Here is an 18424-nt window from a genome sequence, read left to right on the forward strand (position 1 = left end):
CCCGCACGGCAACCCGTCGACGCGCTCCTCAGATCGCGTGCCTCAAAAAGCGCTGAGCCGTCTCCGCCAGCACCTCCCGCCCGTCCCGGGCCCACAGCCCGTCGTTGAACAGCTCGACCTCGATGGCCCCCGCGTACCCGGCCGCCTCCACGTAGCCCTTCCACTCGCGCATGTCGATCGCCCCGTCCCCGAGCTGGCCGCGCCCGGTGAGCACGCCCTGAGGCAAGGGGGTCGTCCAGTCGGCGAGCTGGAAGGTGTGGATACGGCCCGAGGCGCCCGCCCGGGCGATCTGCTCCGGTGCCGTGTCGTCCCACCAGATGTGGTACGTGTCCACCGTGACGCCGACCTGCTGGGCGGGGAAGCGTTCCGCGAGGTCCAGGGCCTGGGCCAGGGTCGACACCACGCAGCGGTCGGCGGCGTACATCGGGTGCAGCGGCTCGATGGCCAGCTTCACGCCGCGCTCCTCGGCGTACGGGCCCAGCTCGCCCAGCGCGTCGGCGATCCGCTCCCGCGCGCCGTGCAGGTCCTTGGAACCGGCCGGCAGCCCGCCGGACACCAGGACCAGCACCTCCGTGCCCAGCGTCGCCGCCTCGTCGACCGCCCGCCGGTTGTCGTCCAGCGCCGCGGCCCGCTCCCGCGGGTCGATCGCCGTGAAGAAGCCGCCGCGGCACAGGGTGGTGACGGTCAGCCCGGCATCACGGACCAGCTTGGCCGTCGCCTCCAGGCCGTACGACTGGACGGGTTCGCGCCACAGGCCGACGTTCACCACGCCCAACTCACCGCAGGCCTCGACCAGTTCGGGCATCGACAGCTGTTTGACGGTCATCTGGTTGATCGAGAAACGCGCGAGGTCCGGGTTGCTGACAGGACTCACTGGGCCACTCCGTACAGCGACAGCAGGTTCTTCATCCGCTCCTCGGCCAGTTTCGGGTCCGGGAACAGGCCCAGGCCGTCGGCGAGTTCGTAGGCGCGGGCGAAATGCGGGAGGGAGCGGGCCGACTGCAGGCCGCCGACCATGGTGAAGTGCGACTGGTGACCGGCCAGCCAGGCCAGGAAGACCACGCCCGTCTTGTAGAAGCGGGTGGGCGCCTGGAAGAGGTGGCGGGACAGCTCGACGGTCGGGTCGAGCAGCTCACGGAAGCCGGCCGCATTCCCCGTGTCGAGCACCCGTACCGCCTCCGCCGCCAACGGTCCCAGCGGGTCGAAGATGCCGAGCAGCGCGTGGCTGAAGCCCTTCTCGTCGCCCGCGATCAGCTCGGGGTAGTTGAAGTCGTCGCCCGTGTAGCAGCGCACGCCGTCGGGGAGACGCCGGCGCAGGTCGATCTCCCGCTGGGCGTCCAGCAGCGACACCTTGATGCCGTCGACCTTGTCGGGGTGCGCCGAGATCACCTCCAGGAAGGTGTCCGTCGCCGCGTCCAGGTCGCTCGACCCCCAGTAGCCCTCCAGCGCCGGGTCGAACATCGGGCCCAGCCAGTGCAGGATCACCGGCTCGGCGGACTGGCGGAGCAGGTGGCCGTAGACCTCGAGATAGTCCTCGGGGCCGGAAGCGGCCGCGGCCAGCGCACGCGAGGCCATCAGGATCGCCTGCGCCCCGCTCTCCTCGACGACGGCGAGCTGCTCCTCGTACGCCGCCCGGACCTCGGCGAGCGAACCGGCGGCGATCTGGTCGGTGCCCACACCGCAGGCGATCCGGCCGCCGACCGCCTTGGCCTCGGCGGCGGACCGGCGGATGAGTTCCGCGGCACCGGCCCAGTCCAGGCCCATCCCGCGCTGCGCGGTGTCCATGGCCTCCGCGACGCCGAGCCCGTGCGACCACAGGTGGCGGCGGAAGGCGAGGGTGGCGTCCCAGTCGACGGCGGCGGATGAGTCGGGGGACACGTCGGCGAAGGGGTCGGCGACGACGTGCGCCGCCGAGAAGACCGTACGGGAGCTGAAGGGCGCGCCCGGGGTGAGGGCGAGCGGCTCGGTGCGGGGCTCGTACGCCCGCAGGCCGCCCCGGGAGTCGGGCAGGTGGATGGTCACAGCGAGATCTCCGGTACGTCGATACGGCGGCCCTCCGCCGAGGACTTCAGGCCCAGCTCGGCGAGCTGAACGCCGCGGGCACCGGCGAGGAGGTCCCAGTGGTAGGGGGCGTCGGCGTAGACGTGCCTGAGGAACAGCTCCCACTGGGCCTTGAAGCCGTTGTCGAAGTCGGCGTTGTCCGGGACCTCCTGCCACTGGTCGCGGAAGGAGTAGGTGGCGGGGATGTCCGGGTTCCAGACGGGCTTGGGGGTGAGGGAGCGGTGCTGGACGCGGCAGTTGCGCAGACCGGCGACCGCCGAGCCCTCGGTGCCGTCGACCTGGAACTCGACCAGCTCGTCGCGGTTGACGCGGACGGCCCACGACGAGTTGATCTGGGCGATCGCGCCGCCGTCCAGCTCGAAGATGCCGTACGCGGCGTCGTCGGCGGTGGCGTCGTAGGGCTTGCCGTTCTCGTCCCAGCGCTGCGGGATGTGGGTGGTGGCGATGGCCTGGACGGACTTCACGCGACCGAACAGCTCGTGCAGCACGTACTCCCAGTGCGGGAACATGTCGACAACGATGCCACCGCCGTCCTCGGCTCGGTAATTCCAGGACGGGCGCTGCGCGGCCTGCCAGTCGCCCTCGAAGACCCAGTAGCCGAACTCGCCACGGACGGACAGGATGCGGCCGAAGAAGCCGCCGTCGATGAGCCGCTTCAGCTTCAGCAGGCCGGGGAGGAAGAGCTTGTCCTGGACGACGCCGTGCTTGATGCCGGCGCCGGCGGCCAGCCGTGCGAGCTCCAGGGCGCCGTCCAGCCCCGTCGCGGTCGGCTTCTCGGTGTAGATGTGCTTGCCGGCGGCGATCGCCTTCTTGATCGCCTCCTCGCGGGCGGAGGTGACCTGGGCGTCGAAGTAGATCTCGACGGTCGGGTCGGCGAGGACCGCGTCGACGTCGGTCGAGACGTTCTCCGGGTCCAGGCCGTGCTGCTCGGCGAGCGCCTGCAGCGCGTGCTCACGGCGGCCGACCAGGATCGGCTCCGGCCACAGCACGGTGCCGTCGCCGAGGTCGAGACCGCCCTGCTCGCGGATGGCCAGGATGGAGCGGACCAGGTGCTGGCGGTAGCCCATGCGCCCCGTCACACCGTTCATGGCGATACGCACCGTCTTGCGTGTCACGTCGTTCCCTTCGTACGCGGGGTCTGCGCCGCGTATCGCCCCGTCTTTCACTGGTGAGCGTCGCAGCAAGCGCTTTCTATAAGATAAGAAGCTAGCCTCTGAGCAGCGGTCTGGACAAGACCGTGACGAGGTTGAGTTGTTCGAGGGGACGAACAACGGGGGTTTCTGGCCGTAAGGTCTGCTCGACACATTCGGAACCAAGGGCCGCGGGCGGCCTGTCTACGAGCACGGATGCGGTGTACGACGAGATGCGCGACCGGAGGACGACGAGATGACGGTGACCCTGGCGGACGTGGCGGCCCGCGCCCAGGTCTCCCCCGCGACGGTGTCGCGCGTACTGAACGGGAACTACCCCGTCGCCGCCACCACCCGTGAGCGGGTGCTGCGGGCGGTGGACGAGCTGGACTACGTCCTGAACGGACCGGCTAGCGCGCTGGCCGCGGCGACGTCCGATCTGGTCGGCATCCTGGTCAACGACATCGCCGACCCCTTCTTCGGGATCATGGCGAGCGCGATCCAGTCCGAGATCGGCGGGCCGGGCGGCCGCGCGGGCGGCGAGCGGCTCGCGGTGGTCTGCAACACGGGCGGCTCCCCGGAGCGGGAGCTGACGTACCTGACCCTGCTGCAGCGGCAGCGCGCCGCGGCGGTCGTGCTGACCGGCGGGGCCGTCGAGGACGCGCCGCACGCGGCGGCGGTCGCGGCCAAGCTGCGGAAGCTGGAGGACGCCGGGACGCGGGTGGTGCTGTGCGGGCGTCCCCCCGCCCCGGACACCGGCGCGATCGCGCTGACCTTCGACAACCGCGGCGGCGGACGCGAGCTGACCGAGCACCTGATCGGCCTGGGCCACCGGCGGCTCGGCTACATCGCGGGCCCGGAGGAGCGCACGACGACCCGGCACCGGCTGGAGGGTCACCGAGCCGCGCTGCAGGCGCACGGCATCGAGGAGGACGCGCGCTGGACGGTTCACGGGCGCTACGACCGGCAGTCCGGTTACGAGGCGACGCTGGAGCTGCTGCGCCGGGATCCGTCGCTGACGGCCGTGGTCGCCGCGAACGACTCCGTCGCGCTGGGGGCGTGTGCGGCGCTGCGGGACTCCGGGCTGCGGATTCCGGACGACGTGTCGGTGGCGGGGTTCGACGACCTTCCGTTCAGCATCGATGCGGTGCCCTCTCTTACGACGGTGCGGTTGCCGTTGGCGGAGGCGGGGGCGCGGGCCGGGCGGATCGCCATGGGGCGGGAGGAGCCGCCGCCCGGGGGGATCGCGACGATTCGGGGGGAGTTGATGGTTCGGGGGTCTTCCGGGGGGCCTCGGGCTTCCTGACGCCCTGAGGCGTGCTGGGGATCGCTTGACCGCATGCGGAGCAGGCGCCACCTTCCGAGCTCCTGGGCCGCGTTGAGGACCAGGAGCCAGGGATACTCCTTCGGCTTGCCCTGACCTGACTGGTTCGACACATCAACCGGCCTCGGCGTGAGCGACTCCCCAGCCGCCACTGCCCAGATTGTGGCCGTACGGCCGAGCACAGCGCTCAGTTCGAGCCGGTCATCACGGGCACGATCACTGCCGCGACAGCAGATCCGAGGCCGCCCACCGCGATGAACGCGGCGAACTTCTCCTTGGCGGTGGGGAAGACCGCGCTTGAGAAATCCCCCGCCTTGCTGCGCAGGACGATCATCTTCATCTTCTGCCATCGGTGCTGGCGGAGGTCGCACCCCATCAAGAGGCCCGAAGCGTTGCGCCGGCAAAATGTGCCGTTGCGGTTCACGGCTCCGCACCACACCGGTATCTGGAACGCGGCGTACGCGACGACCAGCAACGACAGAACCACGATGACTGAGGATCTGGCTCCGCTTCCCCAAGCTGCGACAAGGACATGGCCGCACAGAGCGTGAACGAGTCACGTCGGCTGGACCGCTGAGGTCGTGATCGGAAACCATCGGCGCCATGACCGCCTACCTCATCCTCCACGGCTGGCAGAACCACCGACCCGAGGACCACTGGCAGCACTGGCTCGCCGACCGTCTCACCGGGCTCGGCCACCAGGTGACCTATCCGCAGCTGCCCGACCCGGACGACCCCGAACTGGCGGTCTGGCTGGAGGAGTTGGCGCGGCACCTCGGCGGGCTGGACGCCGGGTCGGAGCGGGTCGTCGTGGCGCACAGCCTGTCCGCCGTGCTGTGGCTGCACGCCGTGGCGCGCGGGATGCCGGGGCTCGACGCCGTGAACCGGGTGCTGCTCGTCGCCCCGCCGTCCGGGGCGGTGCTCGAGCGGCACCCCGAGGTCGCCGAATTCGTCCCGCCGTCGCTGGAGTTCACCCTCCCCGGCCCCACCCGCCTGGTCGCCGGCGACGACGACCCGTACTGCGAGGAGGGCGCGGACACCGTTTACGGCACCCCCCTCGCCCTCCCGACCGACATCCTCCCCGGCGCCGCCCACCTCGACCTCGACGCCGGTTACGGCTCCTGGCCCGCGGTACTGCACTGGTGCCTGGACCCCACCGCGGAGATCATTGCTCGTCCGGAGTAGGCGCGCCGTCCCGCAGCTCCGGCGTGCTCGTACCGACGTAGGCCACCGCCAGCACGCACAGCAGCCCGCCCGTGACGAGGGCGGTCGCGCCGGACGACCAGCCGGCGACGAGGCCGCCGCGCAGATTGCCGAGGTGGGGGCCGCCCTGGCCGACGATCTGCTCGGCGGCCGTGACCCGGCCGAGCAGGGCGTCCGGGGTACGGGTCTGGACGATCGTGCCGCGCGAGACGACCGCCAGGGCGTCGGCGGCACCCGCCACCACCAGCAGCCCGAGCCCCGTCCACGGGTCGGTCATCAGGCCGAACAGCGCCAGCGCCGTGCCCCATGTCGCCGACCCGAACAGCATCACCAGGCCGGGACGGCCCAGCCGGGTGACCGCACCCGACAGGGCCGTCGCCGTGACACCGCCCACCGCGAGGGCCGACAGGAACAGGCCGAGGGTGCGCGGGTCACCGCCGAAGCGTTCGGCGTTGACCAGGGGGAAGAGGCTGACCGGCATGGCGAGGACCGTGGCGGCGAGGTCGGTGACGAGCACGCCGCGCACCACCCGGTGGCCGGCCAGGAAGCGCACGCCGTCCAGCACGCCGTGCAGCCCGGCCCGCGACGGCTCGCCCTCGGGCGGCAGTCGGGGCAGGCCGAACGCGCCGTAGAAGGCGAGGCCGAAGCTCAGCGCGTCCAGCAGATAGCAGACGCCGATGCCGAACCAGCCGAGGAGCACCCCGCCCAGCGCGGGGCCGACGAGCATCATCGCCTGGGCGGTGCCGTGGTTGAGGGCCAGCCCGGCCGCCACCTGCTCCTTCGGCAGCAGCCGCGGCACGAACACCCCCGCCGCCGGGCCGCCGACCGCGCCGAAACAGGAACCCGCCGCCACCAGGGCGAGGATCCCGACCACCGGCACACCCCCGGTGAAGCCCTGCACCGCGAGGAGCAGCGCGCAGACCGCCTGCCCGACGGTGGCGACCAGGAAGATCCGCCGCCGGTCGCCCCGGTCCACCCATGACCCGGCGAGCAGGCCCACGCCCACTAGGGGCACCACCTGCGCGAGACCGACCGCACCGCTCCAGACCGTGCTGTGGGTCAGGTCCCAGACCTGGTACATGACGGTCACCATCGTCATGAAGCCGCCGAGCAGCGACACCGTCCGCCCGATCAGCAGCCGCCGGAAGACGGGCGACGTGCGCAGCGGCCGTACGTCGATCAACGTACGGGCGAGACTCATGACGGCATGGCGGGGCGCGGGGCGGAATCGGGCACGAGGCGGGACGCTATACGGCGGCCGTCGTGCCGGGCCACCGAATTACCCGCGGCGGCCGCCTACGGGGAGCGGCCGCCGCAAGTCCGCGCCTACGCCGACTCGTTCAGCAACCGCGACAGATGCTCCCGGCCCGCGCCGAGCAGGTCGGGCAGCGGGGCGGCCTGCTCGTACCAGCGCTTCTCGTACTCCCAGCACAGCCAGCCGTCCCAGCCGTGCCGGGAGAGCACCTCCACGCACTCGGCGAGCGGCAGCACCCCGGCGCCAAGCGGCAGCGGGGTCGGGTCGTCGGCGGAGGCGATGTCCTTGACCTGGACGTAGCCGAGGTAGGGGGAGAGCGCCGCGTAGCTCTCCGAGGGCTGTTCGCCGCCCAGCCAGGTGTGCATGACGTCCCACAGAGACCCGACGTGGCGGTGGCCGACCAGGCCGAGGACCCGGATCGCCTCGGCGCCGGTGCGGTGCGAGTCGTGGGTCTCCAGCAGGATCCGTACGCCCAGGTCGGCGGCGTGCTCCGCGGCCGTACCCAGGCGCCGCGCGGCGATCGCGTCCGCCGCCTGCCGGCTCTGCTCGGGGTCGGCGCCGGGGAAGACGCGGACGAAGCCGGCGCCGAGGTCGTGGGCGAGGTCGAGGAGGGTGCGGATCTCCTCGATCACGGGTCCGTCGTCCCCGGGCGCGGCGACCCGGGCGTATCCGGCGAGCCCCAGCAGCTCGATGCCGGCGGCCTTGAACTCGGCCGCCACGTCTGCCCGTTCGGCGGCACCGAGGCCCGGGTGCACCGGCTCCTCCGGGTGGGTGCGCAGCTCGACGCCGTGATAGCCGTGCGCGGTCGCGAGCCGCAGCACGTCGGGGAGGGGGAGACCGGGGACGCCGAGGGTGGAGAACGCCAGTTTCATGCCTTCCACCTTGCCAGGGAAAGAAGGGAAACAGGGAAAGGAGGGGGCGCAGGGGACGTCCATCCGGCCGGACGCGGACGCTCGGGAGTCAGGGCGTCCGGCCGGATGCGGACGCCCGCGAGTCAAGTCTTCGTCACTCCGCCGTGGGTTGCAGATCCAGGCGCCAGTCCTGGCCGGTCAGGTCCTTGCCGAAGGAGCGGTGGGGCTTCTCGGCGACGAGGACGAAGCCGTGGCGCTGGTAGATACGGCGGGCGGCGGCCAGGACGTCGTTGGTCCACAGGACGAGGTCGCGGTAGCCGACGCCGCGCGCGAAGTCGACGACCGCGGTGACCAGCCGGTCGCCGATACCGAGGCCGCGGGCGTCCGGCTCGACGAGGAGGAGGCGCAGCCGGGCCGTGCCCGGTGCCTCGTCCCGTACGCACATCACGGAGCCGACCGGCCGCCCGTCCAACTCGGCGATCCACACCCGCTCCAGGTGCGGATCATGATCCTCGGCGAAGTCCGCGACGATCCTCGCCACCAGCCCCTCGTAGTCGGCGTTCCAGCCGTACTCGGCGGCGTACAGCGCGGCGTTGCGCTGCACGATCCAGCCGAGGTCGCCGGGGCCGGGTTCGCGCAGGAGCACGTCCTCGCGGCGGGGCGGGCGACCATGGGACAGGATCGTGCGCACGGTCGCCATCGCCTCGGCGAGGCGCGGCCGTTCGGCCGCCGACACCGTCGCCAGCAGCGCGCCGACCGCTTCGCTCGACCGCTCCTCCAGCAGCTTTCCGGTCTCCCGGCCGCGCGCGGTGAGCGTGACGCGCCGACGGCGTGGATCGTGCCGGGACGTCGTGCGCTCGATGAGCCCGTCCTGCTCGAACTTGTTCAGGATCCGGCTCAGATACCCGGCGTCCAGGTAGAGTTCGGCCCGCAGGTCGGCCGCGTCGGTCCGCGGGGAGTGCGCGAGCTCGTACAGGACGCGGGCCTCGGTGAGGGTGTACGGGGCGTAGAGGTGGCGGCTGTAGTCGAGGGCGCCGATGACGTTCGTGTAGAAGCGGTTGAAAGCGCGGATGTCCTGGACAGTCATGAGCGTTGACCCCCGGATGTCTGCCGTGGACAGGTGACCCACGATATTTGACTCAGTCAGAGATACCGTCGGATCGAGCCTAGGACGCCCGCGCCCCCACGGCTACCCTTCGGCGGCCGGCCGGTAGACGCACACCTGTACGCCGGTCTTCCCGGTGACCGTGGACACGAGCTCGAACGGCCGCTTCCCGCCGTCCGCCGGGAAGATCGACTTGCCGCCGCCTAGCAGCACCGGCATCACGATGAGCTGCAGCTCGTCGACCAGCCCCTCCTGGATGAGGGTGCGGACGAGGGTGGGGCTGCCCATCATCGCCAGGTCGCCGCCCTCGCTCTCGCGCAGCTCACGGATCCGGGCGACGGCCTCGCTGCCGGGGATGCGCGTGGTGTTGTTCCAGGTCAGCTCGTCGTCGGTGAGCGTGTCGGTCACGACGTACTTCTTCAGGGAGTTCAGCCGGTCGGCGAACGGGTCCCCGGCGCGCTCGGGCCAGGCGCCGGCCATGGTCAGGTAGGTCCGCCGCCCGTACAGCAGCGCCTCGGCCTTCTGCATCCCCGCATCGAAGACGCCGCCCAGGACCTCCTCGTCGAAGTACGGGTGCGACCAGCCACCGTGCGCGAACCCGCCGTCGGTGTCCTCCTGGGGGCCGCCGGGGGCCTGGACGACGCCGTCGAGGCTGATGAACTCGGTGATGACGATGCGCATGGGAGGCACTCCTGTTTCTCGTGATCTCGGACGGATGATGACGCATAAGAGACCGGGACGCGGCCGGAAACTCATCGGTGGGGGAGTTCTATGTGCGGAATCAGGGATTCGGCAGAGGGCGCGCGCACCTACCGGGAAGCTCTGGCTAACGGGAAACCCCGATGAACGAAGATCACGCACCTGGCAGACTGCCCCGATGACCGCCACCGACCCCAAGCAAGACCTCCGCCGCTGCCTCCAGGACGCCCGCGACGCCCTCCTCTGGAAGCTGGACGGCCTCTCGGAGTACGACATCCGCCGCCCGATGACCCCGACCGGCACCAACCTGCTGGGCCTGGTCAAGCATCTGACCGGCGCGGAGGCGTTCTACCTCGGCGAGACCTTCGGACGCCCCTGCCCGGCACCTCCGCTCTGGATCACCGGCGACGCCTCCGAGCCGAACGCCGACCTGTGGGCGACCGCCGACGAGACGCGTGAGCGGATAGTCGACGACTATCGCAGGGTCTGCGCCCACGCGGACGCGACGATCGAGGCGCTGCCCCTGGATGCGGTCGGCCGCATCCCCGGGGACACTCCGATCGACATCACGCTCCATCGCGTCCTCGTCCACCTGGTCGGCGAAACCCATCGGCACGCCGGCCACGCGGACATCGTGCGCGAACTCGTCGACGGGGCCACGGGGTTGCGCACGGGGGACGGCAACATGGCGCCGGGGGACGCGCAGTGGTGGGAGAAGCACCGGGAGCGGGTGGAGCTCGCGGCTCGGGCAGCCGTCGGCCGGGGGCGGGACGCCTAGTTCGCCTGCCCGGGCCGGCTCGGGAGTTCGGCGGCTGCCCTGTGCCTTCCCGACACATATCCGTTGGCCGAGCGAACACCCCTCCGGCAGCCTTCAGTGCATGGACCCGCAGCCCGCTCCCCCGGCCGGCCATCCCTGGCTCGGCCCTCCGATCGACGCCCGCCCCTTCTTCGCCCCCGAGCACGCCGCCCTCGTCGCCACCCTGCGCGGATTGGCCTCGGCCGACTGGTCACGGGAGGCGGTGCCCGGCTGGAGTGTGCACCATGTTGCCGCGCATGTGCTGGGGGACTGCTACGGCCGCCTCGCCCGGCACCGTGACGGGTACGGGGAGGGCCCCGGTTTCGCGCCCGGTGAGGATCTGGCGGCGTACATCCACCGCATCAACCAGGAGTGGGTCGAGGCCCACGCCAGAGTGAGCCCCGCCGCGCTCACCGACACCCTCGACCTGGTCGGCGGACAAGTCGCCCGCCTCTTCGAAGGCACCGACCCGGCGGCGCCCTCGCTCGGGGTCTCCTGGGCCGGAGCGGACCCGGCGCCGATGTGGCTCGACACCGCACGGGAGTTCACCGAGTACTGGACCCACCGCCAGCAGATCCGCCACGCCACCGGCCGGGGCACCGACCCCGACCCGAAGCCCCTCGCCGTGGTCCTGGACACCTTCATGCGCGCTCTGCCGCACACCCTGCGCGACACGGCCGCTCCCGTCGGCACCCGGATTCAGGTCCACGTGGACGGCCCCGCCGGCGGCGTCTGGACAGCCACCGCCACCACCGCCGAGGGCACCTGGTCCCTGGCCGAACCGCCCATCGGCCGCCCCGCCGCCCTCCTCCGTCTCGACGCGGAGACCGCCTGGCGCCTGTGCGTCCGCGGCCTCGAACCGGCCGACGCGCTCACCGCACCCCACACTCACATCGACGGCAACCGCCAACTCGCGGAAGCCGCCTGCCGGATCGTGTCGATCGTGTACTGACCGGCACAGACGAACCGGCCGAGCCAATGCCCTCGGCGCGAGAGCTACAGCCCAACTACTGGCGTTGGCCCAGGAGTTGCCGCCCTCCGCGTCAGAAACCCGGCCACCCGCTTCTCCAACCGCCCCCGGCACTCCGCCCACTCCCCCGCCGTGACAGAAAAGATCGCGGAGTCGCGCAACCGCCCCTCCTCCCCCGGCGCCCAGGAACGGGACCAGTTCCGCAGGACGCCCTCGAAGCGGGCGCCGACGCTTTCGATCGCCGCGCGGGAGCGCTCGTTGCGGGCGTCCGTCTTGAGGTCCACGCGGGAGACGCCCCATTCCTCGAAGGCGTGCTGGAAGAGGAGCAGCTTGGCCTCGGCGTTGATGCCGGTGCCCTGGGCCGAGCGGGCGAGCCAGGTGAAGCCGACCTCTATGGCGTCGAGTCGGTCGTCGGAGTGCCAGCTGCGCGGCTCCCAGTACGAGGTGGCGCCGACCGCCCGGCCCGAGGCGACGGAGACCTGCGCGTACGGCGCCAGCTTCCCCGTCGCGGCGCGGGCGAGCTGCGTGTCGATGTAGTCGGCGATCTCCGCCGCCCTCGGCACCCATGTGAACGCGTAGGTCCCGCGGTCCTCCTCCGCCGCGACCGCCAGGTCCGCGGCATGCCGGTGTTCCAGCGGCTCCAGACGCACCAGCGCGCCCTCGAGGACCGGCCCCTCCAGCTTGAAGCTCATCCGTCGACCCCCGTCACTCGTCACAACCGCGCGCGCAGCGCCCCGAACTCCTCGTGGAAACCGGGGAAAGTCTTCCGTACGCACCCGGGGTCGTCGAACGAAATACCGGGCACTCGCAGCCCGGTCACCGCGAACGACATCACGATGCGGTGGTCGCCGTACGACTTGATCTGCGCCCCGCTCGCGGCAGGCGTACCCGGGTGGATCTCGATCCAGTCCGGGCCCGTCCTCACCTCCACCCCCAGCCGCCGCAGGTTCTCCGCGCACGCCTCCAGCCGGTCGCACTCCTTCACGCGTGTGTTCGCCACGTCCTCGATCCGCACCGGCCCGGAGGCGAACGGCGCGATGGCCGCGAGCGTCGGCATGGTGTCGGAGATGTCCCGCATATTGATGGTGATGCCGCGCAGTTGGGCCGTGCCGCGGACTGTCGTGCCCTGCGCGCCGATCTCGACCTCCGCGCCCATCCGCCGCAGGACGTCCACGAAGCCCAGGTCGCCCTGGAGGGCACCCTCGCCCAGGCCCGGCACCATCACCTCGCCGCCCGTCACGGCGGCCGCCGCGAAGAAGTAGCTCGCGGTCGACGCGTCGGGCTCGATCGCGTAGGTCGTTGCCCGGTAGCCGCCCGGCGGGACGACGAAGACGTTCCCCTCCCGCCGCACCTCCACCCCGAACGCCCGCATCATCGCGATCGTGATCTCGACGTACGGCACCGAGACCAGGTCGGTCACCGTGATCCGCAGGCCCTTGCGGGTCAGCGGCCCGAGCAGCAGCAGCGCCGTCAGGTACTGCGACGACTGACCCGCGTCCAGCGTCACCTCCCCGCCCTCGACACCGGCCGCCGCGACTGTCAGCGGATGGTGGCCCTCCTTCTCCTCGTGCCGCAGGTCCACGCCCAGGTCACGCAGGGCCGCACTCAAGGGCCCCAGGGGGCGGCGGCGCATCTGGGGCGAGGCGTCGAAGCGGTAGGTGCCGTGGCCGGTCGCGGCCAGCGTCGGCAGGAAGCGGGCCGTCGTCGCGCCGTCGCGGCAGTGGACGTCCGCCTCCGCGACCGCGGGGCCCTGCGGGCGGCCGTCGACCTGCCAGGTGTCCGGGGTCCGGCCGACCCGGTAGCCGAGCCGGGTCAGTCCCTCGGCGAAGCCCTCCGTGTCGTCGGAGCGCAGCGGCCGTACGAGGGTGGTGACGCCGTCGGCCGCGGCCGCCAGGAAGAGGGCGCGGGCGGTGATGGACTTGGAACCGGGGATGTCGACTGCGGGCATGGGCTCATGATCGCCCGGCCGTCGTCAGCACCGCCGCGGCGTCCACGGGATGGACCCGCACCGGACCCTCGCCCGTTGCTCACACGTCACGTCCGCCACCGGCTCACCGACTTCGCCGATTCCCGCCATCCCCGGGAACCCAGCCCCACCCCCGCTCGTCCAACACGCGAGCTGCCGGAGAGTCACCGTGGTGCGGTGTCGGCCCTCGCTGCTGGCTGCGATCGCTGACCACCCTCTCCGCCGTGCCGCGGCCGGCAGCACGCCGTCATCGGCGCGCCCCCCTCCAACTGCGCCGATGGCGGCCCCTCTTCCCCTCTCCCTCCCGTCTTCGGGTACGGCCCGTTCCCTTGACTGGCAGAAACTTCCCGGTTATTGGTGACTTCTCGGAAGTTTCCTTCAGCGCACCACCTCCGGAAGGAGCGCACGTGCCCGACACCAGCACGGGAAGCATGGGAGACACCGCAACCCCTTCAAGACGTACGGTCCTCGCCGCCACCGCAGGCGTCACCACCGCCCTGGCCGTCGGCGGCACCGCCCATGCCGCCGCCCCCGACGACGGGAAACTGCGCGCCCTCATCGCCCGGATGACCCTGCCGGAGAAGGTCGGCCAGCTCTTCGTCATGCGGGTCTACGGCCACTCCGCCACCGCCCCCGACCAGGCCGACATCGACGCCAACCTCAAGGAGATCGGCGTCCGTACGGCGGCCGAGCTGGTCGCCAAGTACCGCGTGGGCGGCATCATCTACTTCGCCTGGGCGCACAACACCCGCGATCCGCATCAGATCGCCGACCTGTCCAACGGCATCCAGCGGGCGTCCCTCACCCAGCCCCGCGGCCTGCCCGTCCTCGTCTCCACCGACCAGGAGCACGGCATTGTCTGCCGCGTCGGCAAGCCCGCCACCCTCTTCCCGGGCGCCATGGCCATCGGGGCCGGCGGCTCGCGCACCGGCGCCCGCACCCTCGGCCGTATCGCCGGACAGGAACTCAGGGCGCTCGGCATCCGGCAGAACTACTCCCCCGTGGCCGACGTGAACGTCAACCCGGCCAACCCGGTCATCGGCGTCCGCTCCTTCGGCGCCGAACCGGACGCGGTGGCCGGCATGGTCGCCGCCGAGGTGGCCGGATACCAGCGGGGACGGCAAGTCGCCGCCACCGCCAAGCACTTCCCTGGACACGGCGACACCGCCGTCGACAGCCACTACGGCTTCCCTGTCATCACGCACACCCGTGAGCAGTGGGACGCGTTGGACGCGCCGCCCTTCCGGGCCGCCGTCCGCGCCGGCATCGACTCCATCATGACCGCGCACATCATGGTCCCGGCGCTCGACGACTCCGGCGACCCGGCCACCCTCTCCCGCCCGATCCTCACCGGCATCCTGCGCGAGGAACTCGGCTACGACGGGGTGGTGGTCACCGACTCGCTCGGCATGGAGGGCGTGCGCACCAAGTACGGCGACGACCGCGTCCCCGTCCTCGCGCTCAAGGCCGGCGTGGACCAGCTCCTCAATCCGCCGTCCCTCGACATCGCGTGGAACGCGGTCCTCAAGGCCGTCCAGAACGGCGAGCTGACCGAGGCGCGGCTGGACGAGTCCATCCTGCGGATCCTGCGACTGAAGGCGAAGCTGCGGCTGTTCGACGAGCCGTACGTCAGCCAGGGCGGGGTCGAGAAGAACGTCGGCACCGCGTCCCACCTCAGGGCCGCCGACCGCATCGCCGACCGCACGACGACCCTGCTGGTCAACGAGGGGGCGGTGCTTCCGCTGTCCCGCCGTACCCACCCCAAGGTGCTGGTCGTCGGCGCCGACCCGGCCTCCCCGTCCGGCACCACGGGACCGCCGACCGGCGTGCTCGCCGCCGCCCTCACCGAGCTGGGCTTCACGGCGACCGCCCTGTCGACCGGTACGGCACCCTCCGCCGCGACCATCGCCCGGGCCGTCGCGGCGGCGCGGGAGGCGGACGCGGTGGTGGTCGGGACGTACAACGTCACGGCGGGCAGCGCGCAGCGGACCCTGGTCGGGGAACTCCTCGGGACGGGGAGGCCGGTGGTGGCGGTCGCCATCCGCAACCCCTACGACGTGGCCCAGTTGCCCGCCGTCCCCGCCTACCTGGCGTCGTACTCCTGGACCGACGTCGAACTGCGGGCGGCCGCCCGGGTGATCGCGGGGCGGGTGGCGCCGCGCGGGAAGCTGCCGGTGCCGGTGCAGCGGGCGGACGATCCGACGCGAGTGCTGTATCCGGTCGGGCACGGGCTGTCGTACGGCAGCAGCTAGTACGGCGTAACACTCTGGGCGTAGCACCCGTACGCCACACAACGGGCACTCTCACCCCCAACCGGCGCAAAGGACCCCACACGTCTGGCGTGCGCCCGCCACCGCGGGTCACGCTGGACGGGGGTACCCGGGGGGAGTGCGATGCGTGGGACAAGTGCTGCGGGGGTGGCCTGGGCGTTGCTGGTGCTGCTCACCGTGTTGTTGACGGGGTGCCAGAGTGCGTCGGGGGCGGCGGAGGAGCAGGGGCGGCTCGGGGAGAGCCCCAGCCGCACTGAGGAGCAGGTGGCACCGAGCCGGCCCTCGGGCTACGGCGCGGTGTTCCTCGGCGTCGACGAGTGCAGTTCGTTCGGTACGACGAGCTTCACCGAGGTGTCCTGCACCGGTGAGCGGGCGGCGGCGCGGGTCGTGGCGCGGCACGACGGCGCGGTGGGCGACGGGCCGCTGTGCCCCGGGACGACGGACTTCGTCCTGCACATCAGCGAGCAGAGCCAGGTGTCCGACGAGGACGGCGACGGCGCGATCCCCCAGGGCTACGCCTGCATGCGCAACCTCACCCCGCCCCACCCCGGCGACCCCGGCGGCGGAGGCGGTCCCCGCACCATCGTCGGCGACTGTGTCTACGGCTCCGGCGACGGCCAGGTCCGCGAGACGTCGTGCGACGGCGAGGGCAGGCAGCAGCCGCAGTACAAGGTGACGAAGGCCGTCGACAAGCGAGCCGGGTGCCCGCTGTCGACGGCCCTGTACGTCCAACTGGGCGGCGAGAAGCCGGTGGGCTGCGCCCGGCCGGTGTGACGGCGCACACCGGCCGGGCACGGCGCCGGAGTCACGGCCGCAGCGTGGGCTCCCGCTCCACGTCACGCACGTCCAGCTTCGCGTCGTACTTCGCCAGCGGCTTCGCCCGGGCCACGGCGGTGGACGGGACGCCCGCCCAGTCCAGGATGCGGGCCGTGGCGAAGGCCTTCTCGGCGTCGACGAGGCCGGCCACGCGGGCGCCGTGGTTGGCGCCGGGGGCGGTGAAGACGTACGAGTCCCGCGCGCCCTTGCCGAGGTGGAACGGCTCGGCGCCCCACGGGTCGTTCTGCCCGTAGACGTAGAGCATGTGGCGGGCGTTGTGCTTCACCCAGGTGTCCACGTCGCGCATGGCCCACGGCTGGAACTTCGTCGGGATGTCGCGCGGGACGAAGTTGCGCGGGGGCTGGTAGCCGTAGCGGATGTACTTCTTCTCGATGTGCGGGAAGCGGATCGTCGGCGCGCCGAGCTGCGTGGCCGCCTGGAAGTAGTACGGCGTGTACGGCTCCAGGCCCTGGTCCGTGTAGTTGGCGAAGCCGGAGATCGTCTCGACGGACGTCCAGATCTGGTCGTCCGTCGCGGTCTTCGCGTCCGGCGGGATCAGCGCGTCGTCACCGCAGTTGTCCAGCAGGTTGTACTGCCAGAAGCCCCAGACGTAGTCGAGGACGACCGCCTCGTACGCCTTGTCCAGGCTGCCGACGGTGTTGAACGTGTAGCCGTTCTCGGCGGCGTACGCCTCGTACTTCTTCTCCAGCGGCTCCCGGCGCACCAGCGCCTCGCGCTGCACGGCGTTCAGCCGGTCGCGGCACTCCTTGGTGCCGACGCCCGCGAAGAAGCGGTCGTAGGCGGAGTCCTCGTGGTTCACCACGTCGTTGGGGGCGACGTAGGCGACGACGCCGTCCATGTCCTTCGGGTAGAAGCGCTCGTAGTAGGTGGCGGTCATGCCGCCCTTCGAGCCGCCCGTGGAGATCCAGTTCTCGGAGTAGACGGTCTTCAGCGCCTTGAAGATGCGGTGCTGGTCGCTGGCCGCCTGCCAGATGTCCAGTTTGGTCCAGTCGGCCGGGTCGGGCCGGGACGGGGTGAAGAAGCGGTACTCCATGGATATCTGGTTGCCGTCCACGATCTGGGTCGGCTCGCGGCGGCTCGGGGTCGTGGAGACGCTGTAGCCGCTGGTGTAGAAGACCGTCGGCCGGCTGACGTCCTTGTGCAGCACGGTGATCCGCTGCTGGAACGTGCCCCTGGCCGGGCTGCGGTGGTCGACCGGCTGGGTGTAGTTGAGGACGAAGAAGCGGTAGCCGGTGTACGGCTTCTCCTCTATCAGGCTCATCCCCGGTATGGAGAGCAGCTCTTCCTTGATGTCGGTGGTGGCCTCCGGCCCGGCGGCGGTGGCCGCTCCTGCCGTGCCCGCCGTTCCCGCCGTGCCCAACGTGCCGATCAGCACGGTGAGCGCCAGCAGCCATCTGAGCGCTTTGCGCATGCACCCTCCCCTGTGAGTCAGATGTGCCTGCGGAAGCTATCGGAGCAACTCACCGGCGCACCAGGGGAGATGGAGAATTGGCGTCAGCAGAGAATCCAGCCCTTGCTCACCGAACCCCGCCCGACCTTGCCCTTCACCCACACGCAGCGCTGCCCGGCGTGCACCGTCACGGGCCCCGCCTGGTAGCGGTAGTACCACTCGTCGACGACGGGGTTGGCACGGCGTGCCTGCACGCTGACCATCATCCACTGCCTGCGGCCGGGGTCCTTGGGCTTGGTGATGGCGCAGACGTACCCGCCCCGCTTGTAGACGTACAGGGTGCCGGTGGAGAACGGGTACGTCTTGACCTTGCGCCCTTCGCAGCGCGTGGGGGCGGCGGCCTGCGCCTGGCCCGGGGCCGCGACCGCGAGCAGCCCGGACGCGGTCAGCAAGGCCAGACCGACCGCCAGTCGTCGGCGTATCGCACCTCTGTCCACTGTGATGTCCTCCCCGCACACCGGCAATGAGCGTACTGGTGTACGGACGCACGGCGTATGCCGGATGGTT

At 71.6% G+C, this 18424-nt stretch carries 18 protein-coding genes; 6 read left to right on the plus strand and 12 right to left on the minus strand.

Features of this window, described 5'->3' with window-relative positions; translation table 11 throughout:
• Positions 1-28 precede the first annotated feature (28 nt).
• Genes ACQEV2_RS15430 through ACQEV2_RS15440 form a run of 3 tightly spaced genes read right to left on the minus strand, consistent with a single transcriptional unit; the run spans position 29 to position 3176 of the window.
• Complete coding sequence (locus ACQEV2_RS15430; protein WP_433054462.1) at positions 29-826, minus strand: sugar phosphate isomerase/epimerase family protein; 798 nt, start codon at positions 824-826, stop codon at positions 29-31.
• 44 nt (positions 827-870) lie between these two features.
• Entirely contained in the window at positions 871-2022 is a 1152-nt protein-coding gene (locus ACQEV2_RS15435; RefSeq protein ID WP_433040635.1) for a dihydrodipicolinate synthase family protein, read from the minus strand.
• Positions 2019-3176, minus strand: a complete 1158-nt coding sequence (locus tag ACQEV2_RS15440; RefSeq protein ID WP_433040638.1) for a Gfo/Idh/MocA family protein — start codon at positions 3174-3176, stop codon at positions 2019-2021. Before ACQEV2_RS15440 ends, ACQEV2_RS15435 begins: the two co-directional genes overlap by 4 nt.
• 271 nt (positions 3177-3447) lie before the next feature.
• Here ACQEV2_RS15440 and ACQEV2_RS15445 point away from each other — a divergent pair, with 271 nt between their 5' ends.
• The gene (locus ACQEV2_RS15445) at positions 3448-4497 is read left to right on the plus strand and encodes a LacI family DNA-binding transcriptional regulator (RefSeq protein ID WP_433040641.1); all 1050 of its coding nucleotides are present in this window, start codon (positions 3448-3450) and stop codon (positions 4495-4497) included.
• Between the two features lie 205 nt (positions 4498-4702).
• Here the strand turns inward: ACQEV2_RS15445 and ACQEV2_RS15450 are convergent, their stop codons facing one another.
• Positions 4703-4939 carry a hypothetical protein gene (locus tag ACQEV2_RS15450; protein WP_433040644.1) on the minus strand — a complete coding sequence of 79 codons (237 nt, stop codon included), beginning with the start codon at positions 4937-4939 and terminating at the stop codon, positions 4703-4705.
• 179 nt (positions 4940-5118) lie between these two features.
• Here ACQEV2_RS15450 and ACQEV2_RS15455 point away from each other — a divergent pair, with 179 nt between their 5' ends.
• Entirely contained in the window at positions 5119-5700 is a 582-nt protein-coding gene (locus ACQEV2_RS15455) for an RBBP9/YdeN family alpha/beta hydrolase (protein ID WP_433040647.1), read from the plus strand.
• Here ACQEV2_RS15455 and ACQEV2_RS15460 read toward each other — a convergent pair.
• The 4 genes from ACQEV2_RS15460 to ACQEV2_RS15475 form a co-directional block, all read right to left on the minus strand.
• Positions 5681-6919 carry an MFS transporter gene (locus ACQEV2_RS15460; protein ID WP_433040650.1) on the minus strand — a complete coding sequence of 413 codons (1239 nt, stop codon included), beginning with the start codon at positions 6917-6919 and terminating at the stop codon, positions 5681-5683. The two genes, ACQEV2_RS15455 and ACQEV2_RS15460, sit on opposite strands and share 20 nt — an antisense overlap.
• A 125-nt stretch (positions 6920-7044) precedes the next feature.
• Complete coding sequence (locus ACQEV2_RS15465; RefSeq protein WP_433040653.1) at positions 7045-7845, minus strand: sugar phosphate isomerase/epimerase family protein; 801 nt, start codon at positions 7843-7845, stop codon at positions 7045-7047.
• 133 nt (positions 7846-7978) lie between these two features.
• Positions 7979-8911 (minus strand): bifunctional helix-turn-helix transcriptional regulator/GNAT family N-acetyltransferase, encoded by a 933-nt coding sequence (locus ACQEV2_RS15470; protein WP_433040656.1) that lies wholly within the window; start codon positions 8909-8911, stop codon positions 7979-7981.
• 102 nt (positions 8912-9013) lie between these two features.
• Positions 9014-9610, minus strand: a complete 597-nt coding sequence (locus ACQEV2_RS15475; protein ID WP_433040659.1) for a dihydrofolate reductase family protein — start codon at positions 9608-9610, stop codon at positions 9014-9016.
• Positions 9611-9806: 196 nt separating this feature from the next.
• Between ACQEV2_RS15475 and ACQEV2_RS15480 the strand changes: the two genes are divergently transcribed.
• Positions 9807-10406 carry a DinB family protein gene (locus ACQEV2_RS15480; RefSeq protein WP_433040662.1) on the plus strand — a complete coding sequence of 200 codons (600 nt, stop codon included), beginning with the start codon at positions 9807-9809 and terminating at the stop codon, positions 10404-10406.
• Between the two features lie 100 nt (positions 10407-10506).
• Positions 10507-11376: a maleylpyruvate isomerase family mycothiol-dependent enzyme gene (locus ACQEV2_RS15485; RefSeq protein ID WP_433040665.1), complete on the plus strand. Its 870-nt coding sequence runs from the start codon at positions 10507-10509 to the stop codon at positions 11374-11376.
• A gap of 44 nt (positions 11377-11420) precedes the next feature.
• On the opposite strand, the gene ACQEV2_RS15490 is transcribed toward ACQEV2_RS15485, so the two are convergent.
• Entirely contained in the window at positions 11421-12086 is a 666-nt protein-coding gene (locus ACQEV2_RS15490; RefSeq protein WP_433040669.1) for a GNAT family N-acetyltransferase, read from the minus strand.
• A gap of 20 nt (positions 12087-12106) precedes the next feature.
• Positions 12107-13342: a 3-phosphoshikimate 1-carboxyvinyltransferase gene (gene aroA / locus ACQEV2_RS15495; RefSeq protein ID WP_433040672.1), complete on the minus strand. Its 1236-nt coding sequence runs from the start codon at positions 13340-13342 to the stop codon at positions 12107-12109.
• A 425-nt stretch (positions 13343-13767) separates the two neighbouring features.
• Here aroA and ACQEV2_RS15500 point away from each other — a divergent pair, with 425 nt between their 5' ends.
• A complete protein-coding gene (locus tag ACQEV2_RS15500) occupies positions 13768-15612 on the plus strand; it encodes a glycoside hydrolase family 3 protein (protein ID WP_433040675.1) in 1845 nt (614 codons plus the stop codon).
• Positions 15613-15753: 141 nt separating this feature from the next.
• Complete coding sequence (locus tag ACQEV2_RS15505; protein ID WP_433040678.1) at positions 15754-16404, plus strand: hypothetical protein; 651 nt, start codon at positions 15754-15756, stop codon at positions 16402-16404.
• Between the two features lie 31 nt (positions 16405-16435).
• Here the strand turns inward: ACQEV2_RS15505 and ACQEV2_RS15510 are convergent, their stop codons facing one another.
• Both ACQEV2_RS15510 and ACQEV2_RS15515 read right to left on the minus strand, forming a co-directional pair.
• Entirely contained in the window at positions 16436-17878 is a 1443-nt protein-coding gene (locus tag ACQEV2_RS15510) for a S28 family serine protease (RefSeq protein ID WP_433040681.1), read from the minus strand.
• 83 nt (positions 17879-17961) lie between these two features.
• Positions 17962-18354: a hypothetical protein gene (locus ACQEV2_RS15515; protein ID WP_433040684.1), complete on the minus strand. Its 393-nt coding sequence runs from the start codon at positions 18352-18354 to the stop codon at positions 17962-17964.
• Positions 18355-18424: the final 70 nt, after the last annotated feature.

Source organism: Streptomyces sp. CA-251387, assembly GCF_050936625.1.
Taxonomy (GTDB): domain Bacteria; phylum Actinomycetota; class Actinomycetes; order Streptomycetales; family Streptomycetaceae; genus Streptomyces.